This window comes from Klebsiella huaxiensis (assembly GCF_003261575.2).
GTDB lineage: Bacteria > Pseudomonadota > Gammaproteobacteria > Enterobacterales > Enterobacteriaceae > Klebsiella > Klebsiella huaxiensis.
This window is the reverse complement of the sequence record NZ_CP036175.1, coordinates 1884801-1903234: the sequence shown is the minus strand read 5'-3', so window position 1 is coordinate 1903234 and position 18434 is coordinate 1884801. Positions and strand designations below refer to the sequence as shown.

Below are 18434 nucleotides of genomic sequence, written 5' to 3'. Positions count from 1 at the left end.
CAATCCAGTTTTAATGAAGGTGCTAAGAGCCAGGCCCGATAAGCGATTAGCGCCCCTCTTTTCTCACTCGTTCAATATGAATGGCGAGAAACATAATTTCTTCCGTCGTCAGCGGCCGCTGGTAGCTTTTTTGCAGGTGCCGGGCGACGGTTTCCGCACACTTCCACGCTTTAGGGTAGTTATCCTTTACCGCGCTGTGCAGCGTCACATCATCATCTTCGACAACCGTTCGCGTCAGCATACGCTGGGCGAAAAACTTGAGATGAGTGACAAAGCGCTGGTAGCTCAATGACTCTTCGTCATAGTTAAGCGTCAGCTGATACTTCACCAGTTGCAGGATCTCCTGCATCACCCGGGTAACATGCATCACCTCAGGCATTTCGCTGTTGAGCTGCGCCGTGACCAGATGCAGGGCGATAAACCCGGCTTCATCTTCGGCGAGTTCAACCCCGAGCCTTTTGGCGATAATCGTCCGCGCTTCCTGCCCTAACTCAAATTCCTTCGGGTACAGCCGCTTAATTTCCCATAGCAGCACATTACGAATCGCGAGGCCCTTCTTCTGCCGCTCAATCGCAAAATGGCAGTGATCGGTCAGGGTAATGTACAAACTGTCCTGTAACTTACCGAGACGACCACGTGCCAGATCGATAATCCGATCGCAGGTGGTCATCACTTCTAATGGTATCTGACTGAGTAATTCGCCTAAACGGCCAACCAGTTCATCGCTCTGCAGCGCGAAGACCTTTTCAATTTTACTTTCATCAAGAGAGTCACCAACGCGTTTTTGAAAGGCAAGTCCTCGGCCCATGACCACCTGTTCGCGCTGCTGCTCATCTACAACCACCACTACATTATTATTAAGTACTTTGGCGATTTGCATATGAACCCCAAAAACAAAAAAACCTGACCCCGACAGATGCCAGGAAATCAGGTTTTGCCTGCCGAAGCAGTAACAATCGGTAGTGAGTATTTCACTGTCCGCGGGGTAACCTCAACGGGACAAACAGAAAAATGTGATGCAGGTCAGATAGTTTCGTTACGCCAGCCGTTAATTGTGCGTGCAATGCTCGCTGAGTCCTGCAAGGTGCGTACCGCGCTGAAAAGCTCAGAGGCTTCAAGGTATTCTTTGCGCAAATAGCTTAACCATTGTTTTATACGCGCAACATGATAAAGGCCGGTGTCGCCCTGCTTTTCCAGCCGGGTATATTTTTGCAGCAGCTCGACGACCTGAGGCCAGGGCATGCGCGGTTCGTTATATTTTATCACCCGGCTTAAGTTTGGTACGTTCAGCGCACCGCGGCCAATCATCACCGAATCGCAGCCGGTCGCCGCCAGACAATCCTGAGCACTCTGCCAGTCCCAGATCTCACCGTTGGCGACCACCGGAATGGTCAGACGCTGACGAATTTCGCCGATGGCCTGCCAGTTAATACGCTCCGATTTATAGCCGTCCTCTTTGGTGCGACCGTGGACCACCAGTTCGCTGGCTCCCGCCTGCTGGACCGCGTCGGCAATTTCAAAGCGCCGATCGCCGCTGTCCCAGCCAAGACGCACTTTGACCGTCACCGGTAGATGATCCGGGACCGCTTCACGCATCGCTTTCGCGCCACGATAGATAAGTTCCGGATCTTTGAGTAACGTCGCCCCGCCGCCGCTGCCGTTGACCAGCTTCGACGGACAGCCACAGTTAAGATCGACGCCCCAGGATCCCAGCTCAACCGCGCGGGCGGCATTTTCCGCCAGCCATTGCGGATACTGCCCGAGCAGTTGTACGCGCACGCGGGTGCCGGATGGCGTCAGGCTATGGTTATGCAGCTCCGGGCACAGTTTATAGAATGATTTTACCGGCAGAAGTTGATCGACCACGCGTAAAAATTCGGTGATGCAGAGATCGTAATCATTCACTTCGGTCAGCAGCTCGCGCACCAGCGAATCGAGCACGCCTTCCATCGGCGCCAGTAATACACGCATATTGTTTATCATTGCCCGGAAAAAAAGAGGCGCTATGGTAGCGCCTCCCGGGGCGGGTTGAAAGGGGCGATGTCGGTTTTCCCGGAGGCGATGCTACGCATCTGTCCCGGCTACCGGCCCGCAGATCGCACCGCCGGAGAAACGCACTGCGGGTTAACGAGCTTCCAGGCAGTTATCCTCTTTCCAGCCGTACAGCCACTCGATGCCGCGATAAAACTCACTCTGGGTTTTGCCTTTCCACAACAGGTTGCGCACCTGGCGCTCCACTCCGGCGGCATGATAAACCCTCCCCATTTCGCGAGTCGACCAGACGATACGCGCGGTGCGCGGGATACGTACCGATTCATACAGCGCAAAGGCACGGGCGGCATCACCATCGCACTCCGCCAGCGCTTTACCTAAGGTAACCGCATCCTCCAGCGCCATGCAGGCCCCCTGAGCCATATACTGCGCCACCGGGTGCGCGGCATCGCCGACCAGCGTAATGCGATCGTTGCCCCATTTTTCTACCGGCTCGCGGTCGGCGGTAGACCAGCGGCGCCAGGAGGTGGGTTTGTCCAGCATCTGCCGGGGTCGAGGATGAATGCCTTTAAAGTAGGAGAGCACCTCCTCTTTACTGCCGTCACGCACGCCCCACTCTTCTTTTTCGCGGCTATGAAAGGTCACCACCAGGTTGTACTGCTTGCCACCGCGTAGCGGGTAATGCACCAGGTGGCAGTGTGGCCCGGCCCACAGAACCGGCGCATTAATACGTAAATCTTCCGGCATATCGGCGGCATCGACCACCGCGCGATACACTACGTGGCCGGTCACCCGCGGCGTATCGCCGAGCAGGCTCTGGCGCACCACTGACTTCACGCCGTCGCAGCCGATCAAGATATCCGCCGTCCAGCAGTTCCCTTTGTCATCAAAAACGGTCACGTCGTTGGCGGTCTGGCGGATATCCACCACCTGCGTCGACGTGCGATACTCGACGCCCGGGTGGGTCAGTACGGCTTCCCAGACGGTGGCGTGGATATCCACCCGATGGATAACCGCATACGGGCCACCGAAATGGTCGCGGAAGGCCTGCCCGGTCTCAATATGCACCACCTCTTCGCCGTTTACCGCATCCATCATCGTGATGTGATCGGTAAATACCGCTCGCTGGCGGGCGACTTCGCCAACGCCAAGGCTATCCAGCGCCGAGAAGGCATTTGGCCCAAGCTGGATCCCCGCGCCGATTTCGCCAATTTCGTGGGCCTTTTCTAATAGCATCACCTTGATTCCCTGACGCGCCAGAGAGAGCGCCGTTGCCGCCCCGCCAATACCGCCGCCGACAATGATTGCTCGCATCACTTTTGCCATGTTGCCTCCTAAGCCGGGATCTTATCTTGTTGGTTTTCCGGCGCGGCGGCGATGAACGCCGGGAGCCGGGTGCAGGCGTCATAGACCGCCTGACAGCGTGGGTAGTGGCTCAGATCGCAGCCCATTCGCAAAGCGTTAGCCCACTGCGGCACCAGGCAGCAGTCGGCCAAAGTTGGCGTATCACCCACGCAGAAATTGCCGGATTTGGCGTGGCGCAACAGCTGCTCCACGGCGCTCAATCCCTGCTGGATCCAGTGCGCATACCAGCGTTTTTTATCCTCTTCGCTCACCTTCAGCTCGTCGCCAAGGTAGCGCAAAACGCGCATATTATTAATCGGGTGGATATCGCAGGCGATGGCATAAACAATCTCCAGCACTCGCATCCGCGCAATATCCTCCTGCGGCAGCAGTTGCGGCTGCGGATAGTGGCGGTCAAGCCAGTCCACAATCGCCAGCGACTGGCCGAGGGATTCGCCCTCATCGGTAATCAGCGTCGGCACCAGGCCAACCGGATTCAGCCGCCGATATTCCAGCGCGTTCTGCTGGCCGATGCGGATATTCACGCCCACGCTCTGGTAGTCGATGCCTTTCAGCGCCAGCGCAATCCGCACGCGGTAGGACGCGGAACTATTAAAAAAGCTGTACAGCTTCATCATTCACCTCACACCACGCGAACGGAGATCGGCGTTAGTCCCTCTACGTTGCCGGTGATGACATCGCCTTTCACCACCGCGCCAACGCCTTCCGGAGTACCGGTGAAAATCAGGTCGCCGGGCTGCAGCTCAAAGAAACCGGACAGATAACTGATGGTCTCATTGACCGACCAAATCAGATGGCGGATATCGCTGCGCTGCTGATCTTCGCCATTGACCTGCAACCAAATTCCGGCCTCGTTAACGTCCGCCGTATCCGCTTTATGCAGTGGCGCAATCGGCGCGGAAAGATCAAAGGCTTTACCGATTTCCCACGGACGGCCCATCTGGCGCATTTCCATCTGACGGTCGCGGCGGGTCATATCCAGGCCGGTGGCGTAGCCCCAAACGTATTCATGAGCCTGCTCCAGCGGGATATCGCTGCCTTTTTTGCCAATCGCCACCACCAGCTCAATTTCATAGTGATAGTTATCCGTTTGCGATGGGTACGGCAGGCTCAGCGTTTCCCTAGCGGCAACCGGTACCACCGCATCGGCGGGTTTGCAGAAGAAGAACGGCGGTTCGCGATCCGGGTCAAAGCCCATTTCACGAGCGTGGGCGGCATAGTTGCGACCAACGCAGTAAACGCGGCGTACCGGAAACTGCTCATCGCTGCCAACAACCGGAACGCTAATCGGGGCCTGGGGTGCAAAAACATATTGAGTCATGAGTCTTTTCCTTATTCTTAATTTTTAATAACGCGCTTCGCGGAACAGGCCGAGAGCTTCCTGCACAGGACGATCCGAAAAGCTGAATAACACGGTATCTTCGGCAGAGATAAAAGAGACGGCATGCCAGGTCGGCACGACGAAGATATCTTTTGCCTGGAAAGAGAAGGATTGTTCGCCAATGGTCACCTGGCCGCTGCCTTCCACCACGTGATAAACAGTGCTGTCGGTGGTTTTCGCCGCACGTGAACTAAACCCTTTTGGCAACAGCTGCAGGAATGCGCCCATCGACGGCATCGGGTAGCCGCCGGTAACCGGGTTGACGTAACGCATCTTGTAGCCGTCCCACTCATCAGCATCGCCCATACGCATCAGGTCATGCAGCGCTTCGCGGCTGCGGTCATAGCGATAGTTAAAAATGGGCGAGGAGTTACCGGACTGATGGCGCAGCGGCAGCATATTGGCGGCATAACGCGGCAGATAATCCCCTTCTTTACGGGTTATCGGCTGCTGCTCTTCCGGGTAATCTTCAGCAAAGCCGCAGCCCAGATAGTTCACCAGCGGCAGGTCTAAACCATCCAGCCAGATAACCGGTTCATTGCCGGGGTTGCCGTGGTCGTGCCAGCGCCACTGCGGCGTCAGGATAAAGTCGCCGGCGCGCATTTGCGTGCGTTCGCCGTCGACGGCGGTAAACGCCCCTTCACCTTCAACAACAAAGCGCAGCGCCGACTGGTTATGGCGGTGGCTCGGTGCCACTTCACCGGGCATGATCAGCTGTAAACCGGCGTACAACGATGAAGTAATCGATGACTGTCCGCGCAGCGCCGGATTCTCCAGCACCAGCACGCGGCGCACTGCTTCTTTCGCGCCAATTAGCTCACCGCTTTCCAACAGTAGCGGACGAATCTCCTGATAATTCCAGTAAGCTGGCGCGCAGGTGGCGTTTGGCGTTTTCGGCACCAGGTGGTGCAGCGATTCCCAAAGCGGCGTCAGGTTTTGTCCGGAAATATGCTGGTAAAACTGCTGACGGCCGTTGTGTGCTTCCGTGGTGGATCGGGACATGAGCGTTCTCCTTATTATTTATTCACGATGCCTGCAGAAGGCAGCGCGGCAGGTACAGATGTCGGGTTGCGGACGGCAAGCGTCAGCAGAATAAGCATCACGGCGCTAACAACGGCCGGTACTGCGATAACAAAAAACAGGGTGTCGAAAGAGAAATTCATCGCCATCATCACGCCGCCGGAGAGTGAGCCAACGATGGCTCCGCAGCGACCCACGGCGTTGGACCAGCTCACGCCGGTGGCGCGGCTTTGCGTGGGGTACAACGTTGCGGTTAGCGCATTAAGACCCACCTGAGAGCCGCTGATACCAATGCCGGTGCCGAAAATCGCCAGCGCCATCAGCCACAAGCCGTTCTCGCTCAGGCCAATCATGACGATACAGACCGCCCCCAGACCGTAGCTCAGCGCCAGCACCCGATAAGGATTGAAGCGATCCATCAGCACGCCGAGCAGCAGCGCGCCAAAGGTACCGCCAATCTGGAAGGCAGCGGTGACCCACGAGGCATGTTGTAAATCAATCCCGCGATGATTAAGCAGCGTCGGCATCCAGCTGGAGAGCAGATAGATAATCAGCAGGCTCATAAAGAACACTACCCATAACATTAAGGTGATGGGTAACTGACGCCCGGCAAACAGCTGGCGAATGCTGCCTTTCGCACCAGCGGCAGGCTCATCAAGCCAGAAATGGGCGTCGTTGTAGCGTTCGCCGGTTATCGCGCCAACGGTTCTGGCGATAACCGCTTGCGGCAGCTGACGGCGAATTTGCCAGCGCGGTGATTCAGAAAGCAGCGGCACCAGCGCCACCGCCAGCATCAGCGGGAGAACACCGCCCAGCACCAGAATACCGTGCCAGCCAATCAGCGGCACCAGTTGGGCGCTGACCACGCCGCCAAGCGCCGAGCCAAGGGTGAAGCCGCAAAACATCAGGGTCACCAGCGCCCCGCGCCGCCGGGCAGGCAAGTATTCTGAGGTCATGGTGATGGTATTAGGCATCGCGCCGCCTAAGCCCAGTCCTGTCAGGAAGCGCAGGATAACCAGCGTCTCAAGGTCAGGGGAAAAAGCAGAAAGCAGGCTAAACAAACCGAACAAGGCCACGCAAAACTCAATCACCCGTTTGCGGCCAAAGCGGTCAGAAAGCGGGCCGCAAAGCAGCGCCCCGGCGGTTAAACCCAATAATCCTGCGCCAAATAACGGGGCGAGGTCACCCGCAGTTAACTGCCAGTGGCTGCGGATATCCGGTGCGATAAAACCAATGGCCGCGGTATCGAAGCCATCCAGCATGACCACCAGAAAACAGCAGATAATCACGCGCCATTGGCGGGCTCCGACCGGTACGGCATTCAATAGCGTTTGCAATTCAAGTCGTTGAGTCATCGTTATGCCTCAGTGCAGGTAGGGGTAGATGTTGTATTTATTTCTTTTATGTTGCGATTTTGTAACTCAAGCAATGAAATGTACAATGGTATTTCGGGCATAGACATAACCTGGAGGTTATCGCAAATGGCAGACTGGACGCAGAAATTGAAGCGGCACCATCTACAGATGCTGGTCGCGCTGGGGGAGCAGGGCAACCTCACGCAAGTGGCTAAAATGATGAACATCACTCAGCCCGCCCTTTCCAAATGGCTAAGCCAGTTTGAAGACGAAGTTGGCATCACTCTGTTTGAACGACATAGCAAGGGCCTGCGCACGACGGAAGGCGGAAAACTGTTACTTCAGCATGCTCAGCGGTTAATTAACGATATGTCGCGGTCGCAGTATGAAATTGAGCGTTTTAAACAGGGTGGACAGGTTGGCAGCCTGATGATCGGCTGTTCGCCGGTGGCGACCGACTGCGTCTCGCAGGCAATCCTCGAACTGCTCAAAGAGATGCCGACTCTACATCTTAATATCGAAGAGAAAGTGATGACGCCGTTGCTCAACGATCTGCTCGCCGGCGTGGTTGATGTGGTGGTTGGCCGGGTCGGCGGGCGAGCGCTGGAACTGCCGCTGAGCTACCGGGTGCTCTACACCGAGCCGGTGTGCTTCGTCGCCCGTCCCGACCACCCGCTGGCAGAAAAACTGCGCTTAAGCTGGGCCGACCTCGCCCACTGGCGCTGGATTGTCTGGCCAACCGGCACGCCGATTCGCCTGAGCATTGATAATGCGCTGGTGGATAATGGCGTAATGCTGCCGGAAAACACTATCGAATCAGCATCGATGAACGTCACCAGCAACCTGCTACAAAGCAGCGATATGGTATCGATTCTTTCATTGCGCCTGGCCCAGCGCTACGCCGCGCAGCACCAACTGGTGATTCTTAATTTGCCGCGCATTGAACAAAAAGGTAGCGTTGGCGTGTTCTGGCGAAAAAGTGAAGCGCCATCACTTGCACTTAACCGCTTTCTTCATTATCTATCCCTGCAGCCGTCGCCCTGAAATCAGTATGATCAAGTGTTCCAGATCTCTATCTCAGGTATGCGTAGAATTCATGATGTGATCGGTAGCACATTTTTGGGTTTAATTGTATGATGAATATGGTTCATCAAGGGTTATTACCATGAGTCAATCACTGATTATTGTCTGGCAGTATCTGCGCGCTTTCGTGCTGATATATGCTTGTTTATATGCCGGTATTTTTATCTCCTCCCTTCTGCCGATAACGATCCCTGGCAGCATTATTGGCATGTTGATTTTGTTCTTTTTACTGGCGTTGCAAATCATGCCCGCGCAGTGGGTTAACCCCGGCTGCAATGTTCTGATCCGCTATATGGCATTGCTGTTTGTGCCCATCGGCGTAGGCGTTATGCAATATTGGGATTTACTACGCGCGCAGTTCGGCCCGGTAGTGGTCTCCTGTGCGATAAGCACGCTGGTGGTCTTTTTGGTGGTCAGCTGGAGCTCGCACCTGGTTCACGGAGAGCGCAAAGTGGTCGGGCAAAAAGGACGTGATAAATGATCCATGAAATCTGGTGGTCGTTGCCGCTCACGCTAGCGGTCTTTTTCCTCGCCCGCAAGCTGGCGGCGCGGTTTAAATTTCCGCTGCTCAACCCGCTGCTGGTGGCGATGGTAGTACTGATTCCTTTTCTGCTGATAACCGGTATCTCCTACGAGCGCTATTTCCTCGGCAGCAAAATTCTTAACGACCTGCTGCAACCGGCGGTAGTTGCACTCGCCTTTCCTTTGTATGAGCAACTGCACCAGATCCGCGCCCGCTGGAAGTCCATCATTACCATCTGCTTTATTGGTAGCGTGGTGGCGATGGTCACCGGCACCACCGTTGCATTGCTGATGGGTGCGACTCCGCAGATTGCTGCTTCTATTTTGCCAAAATCGGTCACCACGCCGATTGCCATGGCGGTGAGCAGCAGCATTGGCGGTATTCCGGCGATCAGCGCCGTGTGCGTTATTTTCGTCGGTATTCTCGGGGCGGTGTTCGGTCATACCCTACTGAACCTGATGCGTATCCACACCAAAGCCTCACGCGGGCTGTCGATGGGTACCGCATCCCACGCATTAGGGACCGCTCGCTGTGCAGAGCTCGACTATCAGGAAGGGGCGTTCAGCTCGCTGGCGCTGGTACTTTGCGGGATTATCACCTCGCTGATTGCACCGTTTTTGTTTCCGATAATTTTGGCGATAGTCGGATAATTGTGATTTAAATCACATTTTACAATGCAACATGAATAAGTTGCACAAACAATGAGATGTTTATCACATATACAGGTTGTAACCACCCGTACACTAAATTTCCATTACATTGTTATGAGGCAACGCTATGCACCCACGTTTTCAAGCTGTTCTTCCCCAACTGGCGGCGGATCTGCAAGCGGCCATCGCCCCGATGCTGGCCGACCCGCATTTTCCAGCGATGCTCAACGCCGGGCAAGTTGCAGCGTTGCAAGGCGCAACGGGTCTGGATGAAGACGCGCTGGCCTTTGCTCTGCTACCGTTGGCGGCGGCCTGCGCCCGCGCTGACCTTTCTCACTTTAACGTTGGTGCGGTGGCTCGAGGCGTCAGTGGAACCTGGTATTTCGGCGGTAACATGGAGTTTCTCGGTGCCACCATGCAGCAGACCGTGCATGCCGAGCAGAGCGCCATTAGCCATGCCTGGCTGCGCGGTGAAAAGTCTCTGCAAGCGATTACCGTCAACTACACCCCTTGCGGTCACTGCCGTCAGTTTATGAACGAACTAAACAGCGGACTGGCGCTGCGTATTCATTTGCCGGGTCGCGAGGCGCATTCGCTCCAGCACTATCTGCCAGACGCTTTCGGACCGAAAGATCTGGAAATCAAAACCCTGTTGATGGATGAGCAAGATCACGGCTTCCCGCTCAGCGGCGACGCGCTGACTCAGGCGGCGATTCAGGCGGCTAACCGCTGCCATATGCCTTACAGCAAGGCCCCATCCGGCGTGGCACTGGAGTTGAAAGACGGGACTATTTTCACCGGCAGTTATGCCGAAAATGCGGCCTTTAACCCGACTCTGCCGCCGTTACAGGGCGCACTCAATCTGCTGAGCCTCAACGGCTACGATTACCCGGATATCCAGCGCGCTATTCTCGCCGAGAAGGCCGACGCGACACTGATTCAATGGGATGCGACCGTAGCGACGCTGAAAGCGCTGGGCTGCCATAATATCGATCGCGTACTGTTAGGCTAATCACAGACTGCGGGCCAAACGGCCCGCATTGTTGAAAATCCCCGCAATTAAACGACGGTTTCTTGCGCTTGCCCGGCGGGTAAAGTAGCCTGAAGGCTCCCTCGTTCACTATTGAGCCAAGTCCATGTTAAAGCGTGTGTTATACAGCCTGTTAGTCCTGTTCGGCTTGCTGCTGTTAACCGTGCTGGGCCTCGACCGCTGGATGAGCTGGAAGACATCTCCCTATATCTACGATGAGCTACAAGACCTGCCCTATCGCCAGGTTGGCGTAGTGTTGGGCACCGCCAAGTACTACCGCACCGGCGTCATCAATCAATATTATCGCTACCGGATTCAGGGCGCGCTGAACGCCTACAACAGCGGCAAGGTGAACTATCTGCTGCTGAGCGGCGATAATGCGTTGCAGAGCTATAACGAGCCGATGACCATGCGCCGCGATTTGATTAAAGCAGGCGTCGATCCGGCGGATATCGTGCTGGATTACGCCGGTTTCCGCACGCTCGATTCGATTGTGCGCACCCGTAAGGTGTTCGACACTAACGACTTTATTATTATTACCCAGCGTTTCCACTGCGAGCGGGCGCTGTTTATCGCCCTGCATATGGGGATTCAGGCGCAGTGCTATGCGGTGCCGTCACCGAAAGATATGTGGAGTGTGCGACTGCGCGAGTTCGGCGCTCGCTTCGGTGCGCTGGCGGACCTCTATCTTTTTAAACGCGAACCGCGCTTTTTAGGCCCGCTGATCCCTATCCCCGCTCAGCAAGAAGTCCCGGATGGCGTTCAGTCGTATCCGGCGGTCACGCCGCAGCAGTTGCTGGAATTGCAGAAAAAAGAGAAGTGATGTCGAAATTGATGAGTGATATAAGTTACTAAATTGCCAAATCGCTTTACACCTAAATGAGCGTGAGGGCTGACGTACCACTAGCCCTGCGATTGAGTGCCTTGATTCAAGCAACCACCTGCTGTACCCATCACTACATTCCGGCGCATAATGCAAAAGGCAGACGTCTTGACTGACGTCTGCCTTAACCCAATAGCGCTTATTTCTTCCGCGCGTACTTCAGTGAATCCAGCGCCACTGCGAAGATAATAATCGCCCCTTTAATAATGTACTGCCAGTAAGGGTTGACGCCGATATAGGTCAGACCGTAGTTGATGACGGTGAAGATGATAACCCCGGTCACCACGCCGAATACGGTGCCGACACCGCCGCTGAACGAAACACCGCCCACCACGCAGGCCGCAATCGCGTCCAGTTCGTACATAAAGCCGAGGTTGTTGGTCGCCGAGCCGATGCGTCCAGCCTCCAGTAATCCGCCGAATGCGTAGAACACACCGGACAGAGCATAAATCATCAGCAGGTTCAGGGCGACGTTAACACCGGAAACTTTCGCTGCTTCCGGGTTGCCGCCGATAGCGAAGATGTTTTTACCAAAGCGGGTCTTGTTCCACAGGACCCACACGAAGAAAACGGCAATCAGCGCATAGAAGGTGATATACGACAGGCGGAAGGTCCCTAACGCGACAAATCCCTGGGCAAACTGTGAGAAGTGGCTATCAAAACCAGAAATCGGCGACGCGCCAACGAAGTCGTAATACAGCGAGTTGATACCGTAAACGATGATCATCGTGCCGAGGGTAGTGATAAACGGCGTTACGTTCAGATACGCAATAATAATGCCGTTGATAAGACCAATCACTGCACCAATCGCGCAGACCAGCAGGATAACCAGCGGAATCGGCATGGTGGCCATTTCCGGGAACACTTTATTAGCATTGTCCACCGCCTGCAGCATCGTGGCGGCGATAACCGCCGCCAGCCCAACCTGACGCCCTGCGGAAAGGTCTGTCCCCTGGGTCACAATAAGCCCGGCAACGCCGAGGGCAATAATTATACGCACCGAAGACTGAGTCAGAATATTACTTAAGTTCAGCAGACTTAAGAAAGTCGGATCCTGGAAAATAATAATAGCCAGTAACACTAAAAGAACCACATAAATCCCGCCATCTTTCAGATAGGTGAGAAAATTCTTTTTATTTAACGCACTCATGGGAAGCCCCTGATCTTAAAGATGCAACGACGCAAGACGGAGAATTTCGTTTTGCGTAGTGGTTTTAGTCTCAACAATTCCGGCAACAAGACCATTGCTCATTACCAGAATACGGTCAGTAATACCCAGCAACTCCGGCATCTCGGAGGAAATAATAATGATCCCTTTTTCTTTTTTTGCCAGCTCAGCGATCAGCTGATAAATCTCGAACTTCGCCCCAACATCAATTCCGCGCGTCGGCTCATCGAGCATCAGAATTTCCGGCTGAGTTAATAGCCAGCGACCGATAATCACCTTTTGTTGGTTACCACCGGACAACGAACCAATTTGCGTATGCTGCCCCGGGGTTTTCACGCGCATCGAGTCAATAACCCATTGGGTATCGCTTTTCATGCGTGAGTTATCCAGTAGTCCGACCTTATTTTTATATTTTTTAATATTGGAGATCAGCGAGTTAAAACCGATATCCAAATAGGCGTAAATTCCCGTTGAACGCCGTTCTTCGGTAACCAACGCAAAACCATGGTTAATCGCTTCATTGGCGCTATGGTTATTAATTTTCTTGCCATGCAGTTTAATGGTGCCGCTGGCTTTTTCGCGAATACCAAATAAAGTCTCAACGATATCGGTACGCTTAGCGCCGACCAACCCGGCGATACCCAAAATTTCGCCTTTGTGCAGGTCGAAAGAGATATCACGGATTGACGGCTGGCGTAGCGAGGTCAAATTGCGCACCTCGAGAATCACCTCACCCGGCGTATTCTCACGGCTCGGGAAGCGCTGGTTCAGGGAGCGACCAACCATCATGGCAATGATCTTATCCATATCCAGCCCTTCCAGCGGCTGGGTGGCGATCCACTGACCATCACGCAAAATGGTAATTTCATCGCACAGCTGAAAAATTTCTTCCATCTTGTGGGAGATATAAACGATACCGCAGCCGCGCTCTTTCAGCTTGCGGATAATTTTAAACAGATGATTGACCTCTTTTTCGGTCAGCGACGATGTCGGCTCATCCATAATCACGATTTTAGCGTTATAGGAAAATGCCTTCGCAATTTCAATCATCTGCATTTGTGATACTGATAATGTCCCCACGCGCGCACGCGGGTCGATATCAATATCCAGTTCATCAAAGATAGCCTTGGTATCGCGATACATTTTGTCCTGATCGACGAACATGCCTTTGGTGGGATAACGCCCCAGCCACATGTTGTCCATCACCGAACGTTGCAATACCAGGTTTAATTCCTGGTGAACCATCGATATACCGTTTTCCAGGGCTTCTTTTGCCGAATGGAAATCGATCTCTTTTCCCTGAAAAAGAATACTGCCGGAATCTTTTTGGTAGATCCCAAAAAGGCATTTTAATAATGTGGATTTGCCCGCGCCGTTCTCCCCCATTAATGCATGAATAGAGTGGGGACGAACCTTGAGGTTCACATTATCGAGAGCCTTGACGCCAGGAAACGATTTGTTGATGTCGCTCATTTCCAACAAATATTCGCCTGACCGTTCGCTATTATTGCTGACCATAGTTATACCTGGCTGCGTGCGTGCATACCCCAGCCGACGAATTAACGTCGCGCAGGGACGAGTTCTGTATCAGGAATAATCGGGCGTACAGCACGTACGCCCGCAATTTATTAATCTACTATTTGCTGGTGAATTCGCTCAGATTATCTTTATCAACACCGACGTACGGTACGCGGACAATCTTATTATCAATTTTCCAGTTAGTACCAGCAGCCGCTTCTTTACCGTCCGCCAGGTTTTTCGCCAGATCGAAGGTCGCTTTCGCCTGGTTGTTAGCATCGTTCAGCACGGTACCGGCCATCGCGCCAGATTTAACCAGTGCCAGCGCTTCAGGCAACGCATCGACGCCGAATACCGGAATGCTGCTCTTATTGTGGGCTTTCAACGCTTCTACCGCGCCCATCGCCATCGCATCGTTGTTGGCGATAACGACTTCAATTTTGTTCGCATTCGGGCCAGACAGCCAGGCATCCATCTTATCTTTGGCCTGAGCGGTGTCCCACATTGCGGTATCTAACGCCAGTTGCTGAGTTTTAAAGCCCTTGTCATTCAGCTCTTTAATCACGTAGGTGGTACGCGCTTCAGCATCCGGGTGGCCCGGCTCACCTTTCAGCAGTACAAACTGAATCTGACCGTCTTTATTCAGATCCCAATTCGGATTTGCTTTCCAGTGTTTAGCAATCAGGTCGCCCTGAATCACGCCGGACTCTTTTGAGTCGGTACCGACGTAATACGCTTTATCGTAGCTATCCAGAGCCTTGCGGGAAGGTTCTTTGTTAAAGAATACCACCGGCACGTTCTGGCCACGTGCTTTATCAATAACCGTGCCCGCTGCTGCCGGGTCAACCAGGTTAATAGCCAGCGCTTTCACGCCTTTTGCCAGCAGGACATCAATCTGATCGTTCTGTTTAGACTGGTCGTTTTGCGAGTCATTCATCAGTAGCTGGACGTCTGGCGCTGATTTGCCGTCTTTTTCGATTGCCTTACGCACCACCGACATAAAGTTGTCGTCATATTTATAAATCGTCACGCCGATACGGGTATCTGCTGCGTGTGCCGCGGCGCCAAATAACATGCTAGCCATTACAGCAGACAGGGTTAACACCTTCTTATTCATGGAATCTCCGGTTTTATTATGCAGGGTCTTTGGTGTGAAAATGGCTGGCGGGAGTGTTACATTGATGTTACCGCACAGCGACATTCACGACTGTAATTCGGTCTTCCGTGTAGGGTAACGCTCCTGAAAAACGGCTTTATCTATCGTTTAACTGCCGATGACTACTGTAAAAGCGATTAATCACCGTGACATAGTATGTCCAGACTCGTAAACGCAGCAATCATAGTCAGCTTAATGTTAACAAACCGTGAAATCACTCACAGATTGAAAGCGGTTACATCAGGCAGATAATTAGTTAGTGATCGAACCCACAATTTGCCGCTGCGCCACCGAATGGCGACGCACCAACGTCGGCATAAAGCAGTGGCTAGCCTCACGATCAAGCTTTCCAGCCGCTCCCTGGAGCGCCAGCTCAGTCGCCAGTTTCGCCATCGACATAATGGGGTAGCGCACCGTTGTCAGCTGCGGGTCGGTATAACGGGAAATCGGGATATCATCGAAACCGATCAGCGAGAGATGCTGCGGCACGGCAATGCCATTGTCTTTCAGGGTAGTCAATGCACCAGCCGCCATGCTGTCATTGTAGGCAAAGACGGCGGTCAAACCAAGATTACGCCCCAGCAGTTCAACCATTGCGGCCTCTCCACCTTGCATATCCGGCGACCCCGAACCGACCCAGCTATCGGGAGCGGTAATGCCCTGCTCATGTAACGCCCTGAGCCACCCTTCCCGGCGCATATCATCATCTTCAATACCGTGATTGGAAGAGAGGTAGCCAATGCGCTGGTGACCATGATTGAGCAGCATTCGGGTTGCCATCAACGCGCCGCTAACGTTATCCAGCCCGACGCAGCGATGGGCATATCCCGGCACAATGCGGTTAATCAGCACCATTCCCGGCATATGCTCCATAAAATCACCCAGTTCCGCGTCGCTCAGCGCTTTGGAGTGGACAATCAGCGCCGAACAGCGCTGACGAATCAGCACCTCAATGGCGTTACGTTCTTTTTCCGCTTCATGATAGCTGTTGCCAATCAGCACATATTTCTGATGCTGCTGGGCGACGGTATCCACGGCTTTGACCAGTGCGCCGAAAAAGGCATCCGATACGTCCATTACCACCACGCCAATGGTATCGCTGACCTGCGTCGCCAGCGCCTGAGCGTTAGCATTGGGTCGATAACCCAACTGCGTGACCGCTTTCATTACCGCTTCTCGCGTATCCGGACTCACCAGCGCGCTGTTATTAAGCACACGTGAGACCGTCGCGACGGAAACACCCGCCTGACGGGCGACATCACGAATGGTGATCATACTCACCGACCTTTAGAGAATTGCAGTACGTCACACTCACCTCCTGTGTTCAGCAAGGTGGCTATTCTGGCAGCGACGCGCTGCACGCTACGTGAGTGATGTCACAAGGATGGAAACGGTTACATCCATTTTGTTAATGATTGTGATCCAGATCGTTATCTTGATGTATCTTTTAATGATGTCCCTGACGCACGCAGGGTTAATTGACGCCATAGCCACTCAACGGGGCCCTGACGGAAATGACGCAGCCAAAGCCACGAAAAGATAAGATTAACCGCCCATACCGGCGGCACGAAGGCTAACAGTTGTAAGCGGTCAAACTTCATAAACAGGCCAAAGCGGTAAAACAGCGTAGTGCAAATCAGGGTTTGCAAAAGATAATTGGTGAGCGCCATGCGCCCAACGCAGGCAATCGCCCCTGTAAGGCGAAACTTGCACAACTGCGGCCAAAATCCCCAGGCTAATGCTGCGTAGCCGATAGTTTGCAGCGGTGCGCTTAGCTCGCGCGGTGCCTGTAGCAAGAATGCGCACCAGCGGTAGTCCCAACCAACATGCCACTGGGCAAGGATAGAGGGTAAATTGACCGCCATTCCGGCAACAATTAACAATGCACCGGTACGACGATAGTGACGAAGGCTAAACTGCCCTTTGAGCCAGCCGCTGCGCATCAGCGCGGCCCCCATCAGCATCATTCCCGCTAGCTGCCAGCCGTACTGCGCACCCAGCGCCAGCAGGTTATCCGATAGCATATCGGCGCGATTGCTCACCGCTTCAAAGCCGCCCTTCAGCTTCCAGAACTGTTCATATTGCAAATTCGCCGCATCCGGCACCCATGAACGGTTGGGCGTATTGCCGGAAATCAGTCCCAGCAACAGCAGTACCGCCACGCCGATAACGTACAGCACCACGCCGGTATTAAAGAGGGATTTGACATCATGAGCATCGCGCACCATCCGCCATCCAACCAGTCCTACCAGCGCATAGGCCAGCAGAATATCACCGTCCCAGAAAAACAGGCCGTGAATGAAACCAAGCAGCGCCAGCAGCGTCAGGCGCGACTGGATCCAGCGCTTGCCGCGAGGCAGCAGAAGCTGAAGCCCTGCGCCAAATAGCAGTGCGAATAGCGTCAGAAATTTGACCTGCGCAAACAGATCGAGAATTGCCCAGGTCCAGGCGTCGCTAGCAGAAATGCTCCCGGACCACGCCGGATTGAGGTAAGCAGCCTTCGGCAAACCGAAGGCGCTTATATTCAGTAGCAGGATACCGAGGATGGCAACGCCGCGGACAAAGTCCAGCGTGACATTTCTCTCCATGCACCCTGCTCCGTCTTAGTTGTGGTGACGTACAGCGCGCAGGAACTCCTGGCGAGTATTCTGGCTGGATTTAAACAGGCCGCCCAGCGATGTGGTGGTGGTGGCGCTGGTCGCGTCGCGGATACCGCGCGCTTTTACACAGTAGTGAACCGCATCGATCGAGACCGCGACGTTGCTGGTGCCCAGCAGCGTTTGCAGCGCGGTGAGGATCTGCTGCGTCAGTCGCTCCTGCACCTGCGGGCGCTGGGAGAAAAACTGCACAATACGGTTGATTTTCGACAGGCCAATCACCGAATCTTTCGGGATATAGGCCACCGTCGCTTTACCGTCAATCGTCACAAAATGGTGTTCACAAGTACTGGTCAGGGTGATATCACGCACGGTCACCATTTCATCAACCTGCATCTTATTTTCGATGACGGTGATTTTGGGAAAGCGGGCATAATCCAGGCCGGAGAAGATCTCATCAACGTACATTTTTGCGATGCGATGTGGCGTCTCCATCAGGCTGTCATCACTTAGATCAAGGTTTAACAGCTGCATAATCTCGGTCATGTGTCCGGCGATCAGACGCTTGCGAGTTTCATTATCAATTTCTTGCACTGGCGGACGCAGCGGCGTCTCCAGCCCACGAGCGACCAGCGCTTCATGAACGAGTACGGCTTCTTTACTCAGTGATGACATTTTTGTTCTCCTGCAGGTGTGGCGCTCTTTGCTCTTCT

Annotated in this window: 18 protein-coding genes; 5 read left to right on the top strand and 13 right to left on the bottom strand. The window is 54.1% G+C overall.

Annotation, left to right across the window (positions count from 1 at the left end; genetic code table 11):
- Window positions 1-46: 46 nt before the first annotated feature.
- The 7 genes from bglG to mhbT all read right to left on the bottom strand — a co-directional run bounded on the left by bglG (window position 47) and on the right by mhbT (window position 7113).
- A complete protein-coding gene (gene bglG / locus DA718_RS09155) occupies window positions 47-880 on the bottom strand; it encodes a transcriptional antiterminator BglG (protein WP_112213107.1) in 834 nt (277 codons plus the stop codon).
- Window positions 881-1023: 143 nt separating this feature from the next.
- Complete coding sequence (dusC, locus tag DA718_RS09150; RefSeq protein WP_112213106.1) at window positions 1024-1971, bottom strand: tRNA dihydrouridine(16) synthase DusC; 948 nt, start codon at window positions 1969-1971, stop codon at window positions 1024-1026.
- Between the two features lie 153 nt (window positions 1972-2124).
- Window positions 2125-3318 carry a 3-hydroxybenzoate 6-monooxygenase gene (locus DA718_RS09145; RefSeq protein ID WP_112213105.1) on the bottom strand — a complete coding sequence of 398 codons (1194 nt, stop codon included), beginning with the start codon at window positions 3316-3318 and terminating at the stop codon, window positions 2125-2127.
- A gap of 8 nt (window positions 3319-3326) precedes the next feature.
- Window positions 3327-3971, bottom strand: a complete 645-nt coding sequence (gene maiA / locus DA718_RS09140; protein ID WP_112213104.1) for a maleylacetoacetate isomerase — start codon at window positions 3969-3971, stop codon at window positions 3327-3329.
- Between the two features lie 8 nt (window positions 3972-3979).
- Window positions 3980-4678 (bottom strand): fumarylacetoacetate hydrolase family protein, encoded by a 699-nt coding sequence (locus DA718_RS09135; RefSeq protein WP_112213103.1) that lies wholly within the window; start codon window positions 4676-4678, stop codon window positions 3980-3982.
- 24 nt (window positions 4679-4702) lie between these two features.
- Window positions 4703-5740, bottom strand: coding sequence for a gentisate 1,2-dioxygenase (gene gtdA, locus DA718_RS09130; protein WP_112213102.1), 1038 nt, complete (start codon window positions 5738-5740; stop codon window positions 4703-4705).
- Between the two features lie 14 nt (window positions 5741-5754).
- Entirely contained in the window at window positions 5755-7113 is a 1359-nt protein-coding gene (gene mhbT, locus DA718_RS09125; protein WP_112213101.1) for a 3-hydroxybenzoate transporter MhbT, read from the bottom strand.
- A gap of 126 nt (window positions 7114-7239) precedes the next feature.
- Between mhbT and DA718_RS09120 the strand changes: the two genes are divergently transcribed.
- From DA718_RS09120 to sanA, 5 genes are all read left to right on the top strand, one after another.
- Window positions 7240-8157 (top strand): LysR family transcriptional regulator, encoded by a 918-nt coding sequence (locus DA718_RS09120; protein ID WP_112213100.1) that lies wholly within the window; start codon window positions 7240-7242, stop codon window positions 8155-8157.
- A 121-nt stretch (window positions 8158-8278) separates the two neighbouring features.
- Window positions 8279-8677 carry a CidA/LrgA family protein gene (locus DA718_RS09115; RefSeq protein ID WP_112213099.1) on the top strand — a complete coding sequence of 133 codons (399 nt, stop codon included), beginning with the start codon at window positions 8279-8281 and terminating at the stop codon, window positions 8675-8677.
- Window positions 8674-9369, top strand: a complete 696-nt coding sequence (locus DA718_RS09110; protein ID WP_112213098.1) for a CidB/LrgB family autolysis modulator — start codon at window positions 8674-8676, stop codon at window positions 9367-9369. The genes DA718_RS09115 and DA718_RS09110 overlap by 4 nt, the downstream gene beginning before the upstream one ends.
- A gap of 127 nt (window positions 9370-9496) precedes the next feature.
- Window positions 9497-10381: a cytidine deaminase gene (cdd, locus tag DA718_RS09105; protein WP_112213097.1), complete on the top strand. Its 885-nt coding sequence runs from the start codon at window positions 9497-9499 to the stop codon at window positions 10379-10381.
- Window positions 10382-10505: 124 nt separating this feature from the next.
- The gene (gene sanA, locus DA718_RS09100; RefSeq protein ID WP_112213096.1) at window positions 10506-11222 is read left to right on the top strand and encodes an outer membrane permeability protein SanA; all 717 of its coding nucleotides are present in this window, start codon (window positions 10506-10508) and stop codon (window positions 11220-11222) included.
- A 199-nt stretch (window positions 11223-11421) separates the two neighbouring features.
- Here sanA and mglC read toward each other — a convergent pair whose 3' ends face one another.
- The 6 genes from mglC to folE form a co-directional block, all read right to left on the bottom strand.
- A complete protein-coding gene (gene mglC, locus DA718_RS09095) occupies window positions 11422-12432 on the bottom strand; it encodes a galactose/methyl galactoside ABC transporter permease MglC (RefSeq protein ID WP_112213095.1) in 1011 nt (336 codons plus the stop codon).
- A gap of 15 nt (window positions 12433-12447) precedes the next feature.
- Window positions 12448-13968 (bottom strand): galactose/methyl galactoside ABC transporter ATP-binding protein MglA, encoded by a 1521-nt coding sequence (gene mglA / locus DA718_RS09090; protein ID WP_112213094.1) that lies wholly within the window; start codon window positions 13966-13968, stop codon window positions 12448-12450.
- A gap of 118 nt (window positions 13969-14086) precedes the next feature.
- Window positions 14087-15085 (bottom strand): galactose/glucose ABC transporter substrate-binding protein MglB, encoded by a 999-nt coding sequence (mglB, locus tag DA718_RS09085; protein ID WP_112213093.1) that lies wholly within the window; start codon window positions 15083-15085, stop codon window positions 14087-14089.
- A 291-nt stretch (window positions 15086-15376) separates the two neighbouring features.
- Window positions 15377-16399, bottom strand: a complete 1023-nt coding sequence (galS, locus tag DA718_RS09080; protein ID WP_112213092.1) for an HTH-type transcriptional regulator GalS — start codon at window positions 16397-16399, stop codon at window positions 15377-15379.
- Between the two features lie 155 nt (window positions 16400-16554).
- Complete coding sequence (yeiB, locus tag DA718_RS09075) at window positions 16555-17712, bottom strand: DUF418 domain-containing protein YeiB (RefSeq protein WP_112213091.1); 1158 nt, start codon at window positions 17710-17712, stop codon at window positions 16555-16557.
- 15 nt (window positions 17713-17727) lie between these two features.
- On the bottom strand, window positions 17728-18396 hold the full coding sequence (gene folE, locus DA718_RS09070) for a GTP cyclohydrolase I FolE (protein WP_110272395.1): 669 nt from the start codon (window positions 18394-18396) through the stop codon (window positions 17728-17730).
- Between the last annotated feature and the right edge of the window lie 38 nt (window positions 18397-18434).